The sequence below is a fragment of the Clostridium beijerinckii genome, from assembly GCA_003129525.1.
In the GTDB taxonomy this organism is placed as follows: Bacteria; Bacillota; Clostridia; order Clostridiales; family Clostridiaceae; genus Clostridium; species Clostridium beijerinckii_D.
In genome coordinates this window covers 2,113,562-2,127,744 of record CP029329.1, presented here as the reverse complement: position 1 = coordinate 2,127,744, position 14,183 = coordinate 2,113,562, and the positions used below count along the sequence as shown (strand labels likewise).

The 14,183-nt window shown below is 31.1% G+C and carries 10 protein-coding genes and 1 riboswitch; all 10 genes read right to left on the bottom strand.

Annotated elements, in window-relative coordinates; all coding sequences use genetic code 11:
• Window positions 1–21 precede the first annotated feature (21 nt).
• The gene (locus DIC82_09340; protein ID AWK51213.1) at window positions 22–1,374 is read right to left on the bottom strand and encodes a hypothetical protein; all 1,353 of its coding nucleotides are present in this window, start codon (window positions 1,372–1,374) and stop codon (window positions 22–24) included.
• Between the two features lie 65 nt (window positions 1,375–1,439).
• Window positions 1,440–1,742, bottom strand: coding sequence for a hypothetical protein (locus tag DIC82_09335; protein ID AWK51212.1), 303 nt, complete (start codon window positions 1,740–1,742; stop codon window positions 1,440–1,442).
• A 193-nt stretch (window positions 1,743–1,935) separates the two neighbouring features.
• Window positions 1,936–2,018, bottom strand: a riboswitch (cyclic di-GMP riboswitch).
• A gap of 203 nt (window positions 2,019–2,221) precedes the next feature.
• Entirely contained in the window at window positions 2,222–3,472 is a 1,251-nt protein-coding gene (locus DIC82_09330) for a phosphoribosylamine--glycine ligase (protein AWK51211.1), read from the bottom strand.
• Between the two features lie 207 nt (window positions 3,473–3,679).
• Entirely contained in the window at window positions 3,680–5,188 is a 1,509-nt protein-coding gene (locus DIC82_09325) for a bifunctional phosphoribosylaminoimidazolecarboxamide formyltransferase/inosine monophosphate cyclohydrolase (GenBank protein ID AWK51210.1), read from the bottom strand.
• A gap of 178 nt (window positions 5,189–5,366) precedes the next feature.
• On the bottom strand, window positions 5,367–5,975 hold the full coding sequence (locus DIC82_09320; GenBank protein AWK51209.1) for a phosphoribosylglycinamide formyltransferase: 609 nt from the start codon (window positions 5,973–5,975) through the stop codon (window positions 5,367–5,369).
• A complete protein-coding gene (locus DIC82_09315; GenBank protein AWK51208.1) occupies window positions 5,963–6,964 on the bottom strand; it encodes a phosphoribosylformylglycinamidine cyclo-ligase in 1,002 nt (333 codons plus the stop codon). The genes DIC82_09320 and DIC82_09315 overlap by 13 nt, the downstream gene beginning before the upstream one ends.
• Window positions 6,965–7,002: 38 nt before the next feature.
• A complete protein-coding gene (locus tag DIC82_09310; protein ID AWK51207.1) occupies window positions 7,003–8,421 on the bottom strand; it encodes an amidophosphoribosyltransferase in 1,419 nt (472 codons plus the stop codon).
• Between the two features lie 34 nt (window positions 8,422–8,455).
• A complete protein-coding gene (locus DIC82_09305; GenBank protein ID AWK51206.1) occupies window positions 8,456–9,163 on the bottom strand; it encodes a phosphoribosylaminoimidazolesuccinocarboxamide synthase in 708 nt (235 codons plus the stop codon).
• A complete protein-coding gene (gene purE, locus DIC82_09300) occupies window positions 9,163–9,642 on the bottom strand; it encodes a 5-(carboxyamino)imidazole ribonucleotide mutase (GenBank protein ID AWK51205.1) in 480 nt (159 codons plus the stop codon). The genes DIC82_09305 and purE overlap by 1 nt, the downstream gene beginning before the upstream one ends.
• 240 nt (window positions 9,643–9,882) lie before the next feature.
• Complete coding sequence (locus DIC82_09295; protein AWK51204.1) at window positions 9,883–13,629, bottom strand: phosphoribosylformylglycinamidine synthase; 3,747 nt, start codon at window positions 13,627–13,629, stop codon at window positions 9,883–9,885.
• Window positions 13,630–14,183 lie beyond the last annotated feature (554 nt).

Here is a 14,183-nt window from a genome sequence, read left to right as displayed (position 1 = left end):
AAATTCCTACAATATAACTTTTCATTTAAATACATCCACGACCATTTCAGTTTTATAATGTCCATAATACCAACTATTTGTATATTCTTTATTAAAACTTAATGAATCTCCAAGCTTAGTTTCAACTCCATCTTTTGTTTTCCACAAACTAAATGAATCTCCATCTCCTCTTACAAAAAGGATCTCATTATTTGACAAATATTTAGGTGCAAAATCAAAATATTTTCCATTAGTTATTTGTGTTATTTTTTGTGTTTCTGTGCTTACTTCATAAATATTGTGAGGTTCACTTTGCCAAATCTTTAAATTTTGCGTAATGTTTATATTGTCTAACATCTTAGCTCCTGAATACAAAATATTTTTTCCATCCTCAGAATAACATGGTGTCATTGAAACTTGATTTTCAGGAGATAAATTTATAAATGTATTTGTTTTTGTATTTAAAATTCCTAAAGTTTTATTATAATACATATCTCTTCCAGTCCCTGAATTCAATGCAACAAGACTACTATCTACAGGATTTTGTGAAATATTATTTTTATATGCTAATGCATAGGCATTATCATTATTAAATTCTATAAACTTATTATTTACAATATCATATATTGCAAATTCTGTGATATCTGATGCTGTTGACGCTGAATTAGGTTTATTCCAAATATAAATGTATTTATCATCATTTGATACTTGAGAAATCGTAGGAGTTGATCCAAGCGATGTAAGTATTTCAGAATTTGTATGTTCTTTTCCAATCTCTTTATCAGTTGGTGCTTTTCCTTCTAAAATAAGTTTTTCTGACTTATTGTCTAAATCATAACTAATTATACCAAGTGCTTTCCCATTCAAATACTTTCCTTCAGTGTATCTATATTCCTTATTAGCATATATCTTATTTTTACTATCACAATTAATATTATAATACTTATATTCATTGTTAATAATATTGATTGATTTTTTTGTATTTGTGTTATACATTGATATTCCTGTATTTTTTGTAGAATAAATTAACTCACCTTTACTATCCCAATCATATGACTCTATATCTTTTGCAACTTCTTCTTTTTCATTAGTCTTAATATTGCAAATATCCAAATTATCACTTTTAGTATATGCAACATATGAACCATCTCTAGATATTACAGGTAACTTGATTTGTGTTCCTTCATCTAGCTTAACAGGATTATAATCTTTAAGCTCTGACATATATAGCCCATCATTAGACACAAATACAGCAAATTTATTTGATTTATTTATAGAATTTGATGTAATATTATTTGCAGCAAATACACCTGTAGATGTAAATAATATTGTAGCTATAAGTGAAATACCAACCATTAATTTTCTTGATTTTTTTAAATATATAATCTTTCTCAACCTTGTTTCAATTCCCTTCCAACTTTTATAAATTAATATTCCAATATATAATGATTATTATCTTTCTACTTTACTTTCCATTTGTATTTTGTTTCTAAAAATTCGCCTTGTTTATCATATCCCTTCATATTATATCCCATTGCATTATATCCTTCCCTATTATATCCTCCATTATTATATCCTTCTTTATCATATCCATCTTTATCATATCCTTCTATACTGTATCCTTCGTCATTAAAACATGTGCCGTTTTTATGAATTCCAATTTCATTAAATCCATCTTCATTAAATTTTGTACCATTTCTATGAAATCCCTTTGAATCAAATCCATACTCATCATATTTTTTTAACATATTGAAAATACCCATACAAATCACACCTCAATTTTAATTTTGAATTTATATTTCCATTTACCCGCCTGTTTTCCATCATGCTGAGTCGGCAAATTGACCTAATAGAATCTCTATGAGGGCAATTCATCTCCTTGCCTGATGAAAAATATTCATGGCAACCTTTGGACTTGTTATTTATTTTCATGTACCTAACAACAAAAAACCGACCTTATAAAAAGGTCGGTTGCACTATTAACTCATCGAATATAAAGTGCCCACGTAAATATTCGAATCACAGTTTCCTTGAATTTGAAATCAATTACATCTATTAGTTATTATACAATTATTTACAGTTAAAATCAATAATTAATTCAATGTATATAATATTAAATCTTTATTATATTTATTTAATTAACTAATTTCCAATTGAAATATATAATATACTTAAATATAAAAAAGACGTTACTACTCATTGATTTTTTAATCATTTTGTAGCAACGTCATAAAAAAATAATCTATCTATGAATTCCTATATCGGTTCTGCAATATGCATCTTTGAAAGTTACATATTTAATATTCTCATATGCGTCAATTCTGGCTTCCTCTACAGTTTTTCCAAGACCAACAACTGATAATACTCTACCACCATTTGTCTTTAAAATTCCATCTTCTGCTTTAGCTCCAGCTAAAAATACCTTATCTCTTACTTTTTCATCTATTTTTATTTCATATCCCTTAACGAATTCTCCTGGATATCCTCCTGATGCTAAAACTACATTTATGCAAACTCCATCATTCCACTTAATAATAGTTTTATCTAATTCTTCTCTAAGTGCAGCTTCAATAACTTCTACTAAATCACTTTCCATTAAATAAAGAACTGATTGTGTTTCAGGGTCTCCCATTCTAACATTATACTCTAACAGATAAGTTCCCTTTTCAGTTATCATAATACCAAAGAAGATTATTCCTTTATAATCAAATCCTTCTTCACGAATACCTGTTAAAGTTTTAGCCATTATATTATCTTCAAAATCTTTCATCACATCTTCTGTAACATAAGGATTTGGAGCTAAAACTCCCATTCCACCTGTATTAGGTCCAGTGCCACCATCAAATATTTGTTTATGGTCTTTTCCTGATATAAATGGAATTATTGCCTTTCCATCTGTTATAGAAAGAATTGAAGCTTCAACCCCTTCAAGGAATTCTTCGATTATTATTGTTTGACCTGCTCCATTAAAAATATCCTCTATCATATAAGATTTTACTGCATTTATTGCTTCTTCTTTATTTACACATATAGCAACGCCTTTCCCAGCAGCTAGTCCATCAGCTTTTACAACTGTTGGATATGGGCAAATTTCTAGGTATTTTAATGCCTCATCTACATTTGTAAATTTTTCATACTCTGCAGTTTTAACTCCATACTTTTTCATAAATTCCTTAGAAAAGCTTTTACTACCTTCAAGTCTCGCACCATTTTCAGCTGGTCCAAATATCTTTAATCCTTCTTTTTTAAATTCATTAACAATCCCTTTTGTTAAAGGATCTTCTGGCCCAACTATTGTAATATCAATAATTTCCTTTTGTGCAAATTTAACTAACTCATCAATATCAGTTATGTTTATATTTTCACATTTATTTTCAATTGCAGTTCCACCATTACCTGGTGCAACAAATATTTTCTCTACCTTTTCACTCTTTGCAAGTTTCCAAGCTAAAGCATGTTCTCTACCACCTGCACCTATTAAAAGAAGTTTCATAAAATATACCTCCGAATCAATTTTTAATTCTAACTTATTAATACATAATGTACTATTACTAATTCATAATTATTATTAAATTTAGTTTTTAGTTATCATTATTAAGTTTTAATGCCCAATTTTCAAATTCCAATTATGAATTTCGTCATTGAAAATTGACCATTGAGCATTAATTTATTAATGATTATATTTAATTATAACAATAATCTAATGTTTAAAATGTCTAAGTCCTGTAAACACCATAGCTATACCATGTTCATTACAAGCATCTATTGATTCTTGATCTCTCATAGATCCACCTGGTTGGATTATAGCTTTAATGCCAGCCTTTGCAGCTTGGTCTACTACATCTCTGAATGGGAAGAAAGCATCAGAAGCTAATATTGTAGCTCCAATCCCTCTCTTCAGGGCATCTTCTGTTGGCCAGATTCTATTAACTTGACCTCCACCAATTCCAAGTGCAATTCCGTTATGAGCTACAACTATAGCGTTGGATTTAACATATTTAACCACTTTCATGCCAAATAATAAATCTTTCATTTCTTCATCAGTTGGTTTAACTTCTGTTACAACTTTAATTTCTTCAATTAATTTGCTATCTTCTTCTTGAACTAATATTGCTCCATCTACTGTAACCATGCATTTATCAGCTTTTGGAGTGTTGTTAAACTTAAGAACTCTTAAGTTCTTTTTAGTTTTTAATACTTCTAAAGCATCTTCATCATATTCTGGTGCTGCTATAACTTCTAAGAAAATTTTAACCATTTCTTCTGCTGTTCTCTTGTCTACTTTTCTATTAAAAGCAACAATTCCACCAAATATTGAAGTTGGATCTACTTCATAAGCTTTCATGTATGCTTCATAAGCGTCTGTGCCAATTGCAACACCACAAGGTGTGTTATGTTTTAATGCACAACATGATGGTTCTTCAAATTCACTAGAACATTTCCAAGCTATATCAACATCTTTGAAATTATTATAAGATAATTCCTTACCATTTAACATTTCAAAAGTATTCATAGCTCCATCAAGCATTGTTGATGAATATACTGCTGCACTTTGATGTGAATTTTCGCCATATCTAAGGCCTTGCATCTTCTTATATGAAACTGAAAGATATTCTGGATATTCTTCTTCATCATCAGCTAATAAGAAGTTTGAAATAGCTCCGTCATAAGCACTCATAAGATTAAATACCTTACCAGCTAATTTCTTCTTAGTCTTTAAAGAAGTTTCACCATTTGCTTCAACTTCTTCCATAACAACATTATAGTCATTCTTATCAGAAATTACTACAACATCTTGGAAATTTTTTGCAGCAGCTCTAAGCATTGTAGGTCCACCAATATCTATAAATTCAACCTTTTCTTCGAATTCTAAATCTTCTTTAACTTTTTCAAAAAATGGATAAAGATTTACAATAACATAATCTATTGTATGAATATCTCTTCCTTTTAATGTATTCATATGTTCTTCATTATCTCTTATAGCTAATATTCCTGCATGAACTAATGGATGAAGAGTCTTGACTCTACCATCTAACATTTCAGGAAAATTAGTAACTTCATTAATTTCAATTACATCTAAACCATTTTCTTTTAAGTACTTGTAAGTTCCTCCTGTTGAAACAATTTCAACATCCTTAGATACTAGGAATTTAGCAAAATCTAAAACTCCATCTTTATCAAATACACTTATTAAAGCTCTCTTTTTCACAAAAACACCCCTTGATTCAGTTAACAATTAACAGTTTACAATTAACAATTTAGGAGGAAACCTCAAAGGGAAAGTTCATGTTTCCAAATATAAAATTTGGACATTCACTTTTCCTTTCGGAGTTTCTTTGATTTTTTAACTGATAACTTAACACCGATTATTGTAACTGATTTTATTTTTAATTGATTTTAGCTTTTCCGTTAACAAATTGAACTCTACCTTCACTAATCAGCTTAATTGCCTCTGGTAATATTAAGTGCTCTTTTTCTAATATTCTATTTTGAAGAGTTTCTGCATCATCTTCAAAATAAACTGGTACAGCTTCTTGAAGAAGTATTGCGCCCCCATCAACTTCAGAATTTACAAAATGAACAGTACATCCTGAAAATTTTACACCACTTTTAATTACAGCTTCATGAACCTTTAATCCGTACATTCCCGGTCCACAAAAAGAGGGAATTAGAGATGGATGAATATTTATAATCTTATTATCAAATTCCTTTAATATTTCTCCATCTAAAATTGCTAAAAATCCTGCAAGGACTATTAAATCAACTTTTCCCTTTGTTAATTCTAATATCTTGTCTGAAGATTTTTCCCCATACTCGCGTCGTGAAACAACAAAAGTGTCTATATTATGTTTTTTTGCTCTTTCTAAGGCATAAATATTATCACGGCTACCTATAACCATTTCTATTTTGCCATCAATATATTTATTTTCTACTGCATCTATTACAGATTGAAGGTCTGTTCCTCCACCTGAAACTAAGACTGCTATTTTAAACAAACACCTTCACCTCCAGATGTTACATATCCTATTTCATAAGCTTTTTCGCCCATTTCTACTAAAGCCTTTATAATAGGTGCCACATCCGCCTCTGAAACTGCAAGAACAAATCCTATTCCCATATTGAAAGTATTGTACATATGATCTTTATCTACACCCTTTTCAATAATTCTTTCAAATATAGCTGGAAGTGGATATGAATCCTTTTTAATTACAGCTGTAAAATCTCCACCATTGAACATTCTTGGAACATTTTCAATAAATCCTCCACCTGTAACATGAGCCATTCCTTTAATTTCATAGCTTTCTAATAATTTAAGAACTGGCTTAACATAGATTTTAGTTGGAGTAATTAATGTTTTCCATACTTCTTCACCATTAAATTCTTCATTTAAATCTGGGAATACTTTTCTAATTAATGAATAACCATTAGAATGAACTCCAGAAGAAGCAATACCTATTAATTTATCTCCTTCTTTAATATTGCTACCGTTTATGATTTTATCCTTATCAGCAATACCTACTGCAAATCCTGCCATATCATATTCACCATCAGAGTAAAAACCTGGCATTTCAGCTGTTTCTCCTCCAATTAAAGCACAATCAGACTCTACACAACCATCTGATACACCTTTAACTAAATCCGATGCAACTTCTGCTTCAAGCTTTCCACAAGCTATATAATCTAAGAAAAATAATGGCTTTGCTCCATGACATAAAATATCATTTACACACATTGCTACACAGTCAATTCCAACTGTATCATATTTTTTATTCTTAAATGCAATTTCAAGCTTAGTTCCTACTCCGTCAGTTCCTGAAACTAAAACTGGCTTTTCATATCCAGATGGTAATTCAACCATTCCTGCAAAACTACCAAGTCCATTTAAAACATACTCGCTCATAGTTCTAGCTGCATATTCTTTTATTAATTTAACTGATTTGTATCCCTCTTCTATATTAACTCCGGCTTCTTTGTAAGTAATCATTTATTAATTCCTACCTTTCAAGATGATCTTTAGATATTTTATTGCACTTGATTTTCTACTGGTGCTGCGACTGGATAAACTCCATTAAAGCATCCCATGCAGAATCCTTTTTTCCCTTCACAGCTCTTATAAAGGCCTTCTTCACTTAAATATCCTAAATAATCTGCTCCAATCATATCTCTCATTTCTTCCACAGTATTATTAGCTGCGAGAAGTTCACTTCTATAAGGAGTATCTATTCCAAAATAACATGGATACTTAACACTTGGTGATGCAATTAAAAAGCTAATTTCTTTTACACCCACACGTCTAAGTGATTCTATTAAATGTTTTGAAGTAGTGCCTCTTACTATTGAATCGTCAATAAGTATAACTCTCTTACCTTCTAAATTTACCTTTAATGGATTTAATTTTACTGCAACTGCTCTTTCTCTTATTTCTTGAGATGGTGATATGAACGTTCTTCCAACATATCTATTTTTAATAAATCCAGTATCATAATGTATTCCTGATGCCTTTGCATAACCTATAGCTGCTGGTATTCCTGAATCTGGAACAGCAATAACTATATCTGCATCTAGTGGATGTTCCTTAAATAGTTGTTCTCCTGCTTTTACTCTTGTTGTATGAACTTCAAGTCCATCAATTCTTGAGTCTGGTCTAGCAAAATATATATATTCAAAAGCACAAGTTTGACATTGAGTATTTTCAGAATATCTATATGAATGTATACCTTCTTCATCTATTATAACTATTTCCCCTGGTTCTATATCTCTTATGAGTTCAGCGCCTATTGCATCTAAAGCACAACTTTCTGAAGTTAGTACATAACCTTCTTCAATTTTCCCCAATGAAAGTGGTCTGATTCCGTGTGGATCTCTTGCTCCAATTAATTTATCCTTTGACATAATAGTTAATGCAAATGATCCTCTAACTGCTGACATGGCATCAACTACTGCTTTTGCAAGACCTTTCTTAGCACTTCTTGCTATAAGGCAAGCAATTACTTCTGAATCTGTTGAAGTGTGGAAAATTTGTCCTCCATCTTCAAGCAATTCTTTTATTACATCAGCATTTACCAAAGTTCCATTATGAGCCATAGCTATTGGCCCCATTTTTGATGTAGCGAGTATTGGCTGCGCATTTTCAATTCCTTTTCCTCCAGCAGTTGAATATCTTACATGGCCTATAGCTATATGACCTTTTAATTTTTCTAAATCATCTTGTTTAAATGCTTCTGTAATTAGACCTAAACCTTTATGTATGTCAATTTTTTCTCCATCTGCAACTGCTATTCCTGCACTTTCTTGCCCTCTATGTTGAAGAGCATAAAGTCCATAATAAGTCATAGATGCAACATCTATAGGATTATTGGCATAAACACCAAAAACTCCACATTCATCCTTGAATTTATCATTGCTTGGATCCATTATTAATTCAAAATTTGGATTACTCATTTACACAACCCTTTCACCTTTATTCAGTTAACTGTTATTTGGAGATTCTCTTTAATATTTCAATATAAGCATCTTTAACATTACCTAAATCTCTTCTAAATCTATCTTTATCTAATTTTTCTCCTGTAGTTGCGTCCCAGAATCTACAAGTATCTGGTGAGATTTCATCAGCTAAAACTATTGTTCCATCAGGACATCTACCAAATTCAATTTTAAAGTCAATTAAGTTAATATTTTGTGCTGCAAATACTTCTTTTAATATATCATTTATTTTAGCTGTCATAGCTAAAAGTGTATCTATTTCTTCAAAAGTTGCTGCTCCGATTGCTACAGCATGATAACTATTTATTAATGGGTCTCCTAGTTCATCATCTTTGTAAGAAAATTCAAATACTGTAGTTTTAAGTTTAAATCCTTCTTCAAGACCTAATCTCTTAGCCATACTACCAGCTGCTACATTTCTTACTATTACCTCAAGTGGTACTATTTCAACCTTTTTGCATAATTGTTCTCTCTCGTTAAGCTTTTTAATGAAATGAGTCTTTACACCTTTTTTTTCTAAAAGTTCAAATAAAATTGATGTAATTTCGTTATTCATAACACCTTTATCTTCAATTTGACCTTTCTTTTCTCCATTAAATGCTGTTGCATCATCCTTGTAATATACTATTACTTCATCAGCCTTCTCTGTTGCATAAATCTTCTTTGCTTTTCCCTCATATAACATTTCTAATTTTTCCATTATAGTTCTACCCCTTCCGCATTGTCCTCAATAAATTTTTTTTTCATATCTATTCTAAATTGTTTTAATTTGTTTTTTAATTCTTCATTATTAACTGATAACATTTGAACTGCTAACATTCCTGCATTGTAGCTGTTGTTAATCCCAACAGTTGCAACTGGAATTGATTTTGGCATTTGCACTATAGAATAAAGTGCATCTACACCTTCAAGTGCTGCCTTAACAGGAACCCCTATTACAGGAAGTATTGTCTTTGATGCTATAACTCCTGGCAAATGTGCAGCTAAACCTGCTCCAGCAATTATAACTTGACATCCTTGTGCTTCAATTTCTTGAAGCGTTTCTTCTAATTTTTCTGGTACTCTATGAGCTGAAAGCACAAATGCTTTATATTCTATTCCAAATTCTTTTAAAGCATTGGCAGCTCCTCTCATAACTTCTGTATCAGACTTACTTCCAAAAAATATACCTACTTGCATAAAGACCTCCTATTTTTTCAAAATATACTTTTAACTCGCATTTTTCAAGCATATTCTGAAGAATATATATTCTTCAGAATATATATGGTTATATTCTTATATTCTAATAATCAAATCTTTTTCAAAGGAAACTCGACTCACATACGTTCGCTGAGTAAGTGACTCACACCAAATCGTAGATGCCCACAGGGAAAGTTCGAAGAACGAAATATGAAATTTCGATTCTCACTTTTGGGTTCCCTACTTAAAATATTTTACGCCTGCTTTGAAAATCTTTTGATCAAAGTCTCCTGGAATATTTCTATATAAATCTGACCCAATTCTTTCACTATGAGCCATCTTACCTAGAACTCTTCCATCTGGACTTGTTATACCTTCAATTCCGTACATTGAACCATTTGGATTAAACGGCATATTCAATGATACATTTCCATCAAAGTCAACATATTGTGTTGCAACTTGGCCATTTTTAATTAATTCTTTAATTAAGCTTTCTGGTGCAACAAATCTTCCTTCACCGTGTGAAATTGCAACTGAGTGCATATCTCCTAGATTAACTTCATTAAACCAAGGTGATTTATTTGAAACTACTTTTGTTGTGATAATTGAGGACATATGTCTATTTATATTATTATAAGTTAATGTTGCCATATCTTCTTTTATATCTACTATTTCTCCATATGGCACTAATCCTAATTTGATTAATGCTTGGAAGCCGTTACAAATACCTATAGCTAATCCATCTCTATTTTTAAGTAATTCCATTACGCTATTCATTATCTTTTCATTTCTAAGAGCATTTGCAATAAACTTACCTGAACCATCTGGTTCATCACCTGCAGAGAAACCTCCTGGAATCATAAGAATTTGAGAATTACTTATTTCTTTTGCAAGTCTATCTATTGATTCAGTAAGTGCTTCTTTAGTGATATTTCTAAATACAACTTGAGTTACTTCTGCGCCTTCTTTTTCAAAGGCTCTAGCACAATCATATTCACAGTTATTCCCTGGGAACACTGGAATTACTACTCTTGGTTTAGCTATTTTAAACTTAGGAGAAAGTACAGATTTATTATCATATAAAACTGTTTCAATTTTTTCATTAACATCTGCAGTTTTAATCTTAAATACTGAAGTTAATTTTTCCTCATATGTTTTTTCTAAATCACAAACATTTAAGTTTAAGTCATATTCTTTACTTACTATAGTTGCAGAATCTATTGTCTTACCAACCATTTTGTAAAGACAATTTTTAAATTCTTCTTCTATATTAATACCCTTTTTAACTTCCAATATTATAGTTCCATAGTTGAAAGCAAATAATTCATTTTTAGTTAAACTCTCAAATTCAACTCCAATTCTATTTCCAAGTGTCATTTTAGTAAGAGCTTCTGAAACTCCGCCAAATTTAATAGCAGATGCAGAAATTACTTTTTTATCTTGTATTAATGTATAAAGAACATCTAAATTTTTCTTAAGCCTATCTATATTTATAGTTCCATCTTCCAATTTTTCAGTTTCAAGTAAAACTAAACTTGATCCTACTCCTTTAAATTCTGGTGATATTACATTTTTAGCTTTTTCAACTCCAACTGCGAAAGATACTAGTGTTGGAGGTACATCTAAATCTCCAAAACTTCCTGACATTGAATCTTTACCACCAATTGCTGGAATTTCAAATGCCATTTGTGCGTTATATGCACCAAGCAATGCTGCAAATGGTTTTCCCCATCTTGAAGCTTCACTCCCTAATCTTTCAAAGTATTCTTGGAATGTTAATCTGGCACGTCTGTAATCGCCACCCATAGCTGCAAGTTTTGTTAAACTTTCAATTACTGAATAATATGCCATATGATATGGACTCCAAGTTCCTAGTTCTGGATTAAATCCAAATGTCATTAATGTAGCATCTTTGCTTTCTCCATGAAGTACTGGAATTTTAGCTGCCATACCTTCTGCTGGAGTTTTTGCATATTTACCACCAAATGGCATAAGCACTGTTCCTCCACCAATTGTTGCATCAAATCTTTCTGATAATCCTTGTTTAGATGATACATTTAATTTCTTTAAGTTATTTATCCATTCTTCTTTAACATTTATATCTGCTATTGTATATGGATATTCTTTAGGTGCTTTAACTGTAACATTTGTTCTTTGAGTAGCTCCATTTGTATCTAAGAAGGTTCTCTTTAAATCAACAATTTGTTTCCCTCTCCAGAATAATCTGAGTCTATCTGTATCAGTAACATTAGCTACTAAATTAGCTTCTAAATTTTCTTCATTACAAAGTCTTATAAACTCGTCTGCATTTTCTTTTGTTACCACAACTGCCATTCTTTCTTGTGATTCTGAAACTGCAAGTTCTGTTCCATCTAATCCATCATATTTCTTAGGAACCTTATCTAAATCTATATCTAACCCTCTGCAAAGTTCTCCGATTGCCACTGAAACTCCACCAGCACCAAAGTCATTACATCTCTTAATCATTTTTGCTACTTTTGAATTTCTAAATAATCTTTGAATTTTTCTTTCAGTAGGTGCATTTCCCTTTTGAACTTCTGCTCCACATTCGTTAATTGAATCTACTGTATGTTCCTTAGATGAACCTGTAGCTCCACCAACACCATCTCTACCTGTTCTTCCACCTAGTAAAATTATTACATCACCTAGCTTAGGCTCTTCTCTTACTACATTTTCTTTTGGAGCTGCTGCAATAACTGCTCCAACTTCCATTCTTTTAGCTGCATAATTTGGATGATATACTTCTTCAACTTGACCTGTTGCAAGACCAATTTGATTTCCATATGAACTATATCCGTGTGCTGCTCCGAGTACTATCTTTCTTTGAGGAAGTTTACCTTCTAATGTATCTTCAATTGCAACTGTTGGATCTGCTGCTCCTGTAACTCTCATTGCTTGATATACATAAGTTCTTCCTGAAAGTGGATCTCTAATAGCTCCTCCGAGACAAGTTGCTGCGCCACCAAAAGGTTCAATTTCTGTTGGATGATTATGTGTTTCATTTTTAAACATTACTAAATAGTCTTCCATGCCTTTGTCTGTTTCAATTTTTACATTAATTGAACAAGCATTTATTTCTTCAGAAATATCTAAATCTTCAAGTTTACCTCTTTTTCTAAGTTCCTTCATTGCAATTACAGCCATGTCCATAAGAGTTTTGTTTTTCTCTTTTTCCCCATAAACATATTCTCTTGATTTTATATATCCTTCATAACTTGCTTTTATAGGATTTGTATACTTGTTATCTTCAATTTGTACATCTTCTAATATTGTAGAAAATGTTGTATGTCTACAGTGATCTGACCAATATGTATCTATAACCTTAATTTCAGTTATACTTGGTTCTCTCTTCTCTTCTTTAAAGTAATCTTGGATCATAACAAGATCGGAAGTACTCATAGCTAAACCTTGTTCACTATGGAATTCTTTTAATTGTTCTAAAGTCTTTTGGGTAAATTTATCTAAGATTTGAACATCTTTAGGTATGTTTGAAAGTGTTGATAAATCTTTATTATTTATATCAACTTCTCGTGAATCCACTGGATTTATATAATAATTTTTAATTTTTTCAATATCTTTTTGTGAGAGGTTTCCTTTTAATATAACTATTTTAGCACTTTTAATTTCCACCTTATCTTCTGCTGTTAAAAGAGCTAAACACTCAGAAGCTGAATCTGCCCTTTGATCATATTGACCAGGTAAAAATTCTACGCCGAAAGCTACTTCACCTTCCTTAATTGGTAATTCTGCTTCATAAACTACATCTACAGTTGCTTCAGAAAAAATTGTATGTAATGCCTTATTGTAATATTCTTGAGATATATCTGAAATAATATATTTATTAACAAGTCTTACATTTTCTAATCCAGCTACTCCTAAGTTATCTTTAAAATCATTTAACAAACTTTGAGCCTCTACATTAAATCCATTTTTCTTTTCAACGAATACGCTTCTAATATCTAACATCTTAATTCCTCCAAAAAAATATTATGAGTTTTAGCTTAATCACTACTTTTTTTGCAATGGCGAATGTTTTTTGACAACACCCCGTTAACTTTCGTATCGATACCTTAAGATTATCACTTAACACGTATGATGTCAACTCATATCGTGTTATTTTTTCATTTATTTCATATATTCCCGGATTTTATATGTATATTTTTCTTTTATAATTCGTGTTTTGCGAATATGTAATTATGTAAAACTTCTTATATGTTCAAATCAATGAATTCAACTAATATTTATATATACTGAATATCTTTCCCGAAACGCCAAGTACAATACCAATAAACGGTAAAATAAAATATTTAAAACTGAAAAGTTTTCTTTTTTCCGATAGCTAGCATCCGTAAGACGCCCTCTATATGAAACTCCTCTTCCTAAAGTCAGAGGAGTAAGCGATTCACACTAAATCATAGATTTAGGTTCTCTGCTTAACTGGGAGATAACGGCTGCACGCTCCTGGACGAGGTGCCCCTTGTGGGTATAAGTTCAACTAAGATTCAGATGGGGATCAAACC

Bases quoted from the DNA above. Each gene is read 5' to 3' on its own strand.
- DIC82_09335 (AWK51212.1), bottom strand. From the start codon at position 1,742: ATGGGTATTTTCAATATGTTAAAAAAATATGATGAGTATGGATTTGAT.
- DIC82_09330 (AWK51211.1), bottom strand. From the start codon at position 3,472: ATGAAACTTCTTTTAATAGGTGCAGGTGGTAGAGAACATGCTTTAGCT.
- DIC82_09315 (AWK51208.1), bottom strand. From the start codon at position 6,964: ATGATTACTTACAAAGAAGCCGGAGTTAATATAGAAGAGGGATACAAA.
- DIC82_09310 (AWK51207.1), bottom strand. From the start codon at position 8,421: ATGAGTAATCCAAATTTTGAATTAATAATGGATCCAAGCAATGATAAA.
- DIC82_09305 (AWK51206.1), bottom strand. From the start codon at position 9,163: ATGGAAAAATTAGAAATGTTATATGAGGGAAAAGCAAAGAAGATTTAT.
- purE (AWK51205.1), bottom strand. From the start codon at position 9,642: ATGCAAGTAGGTATATTTTTTGGAAGTAAGTCTGATACAGAAGTTATG.
- DIC82_09295 (AWK51204.1), bottom strand. From the start codon at position 13,629: ATGTTAGATATTAGAAGCGTATTCGTTGAAAAGAAAAATGGATTTAAT.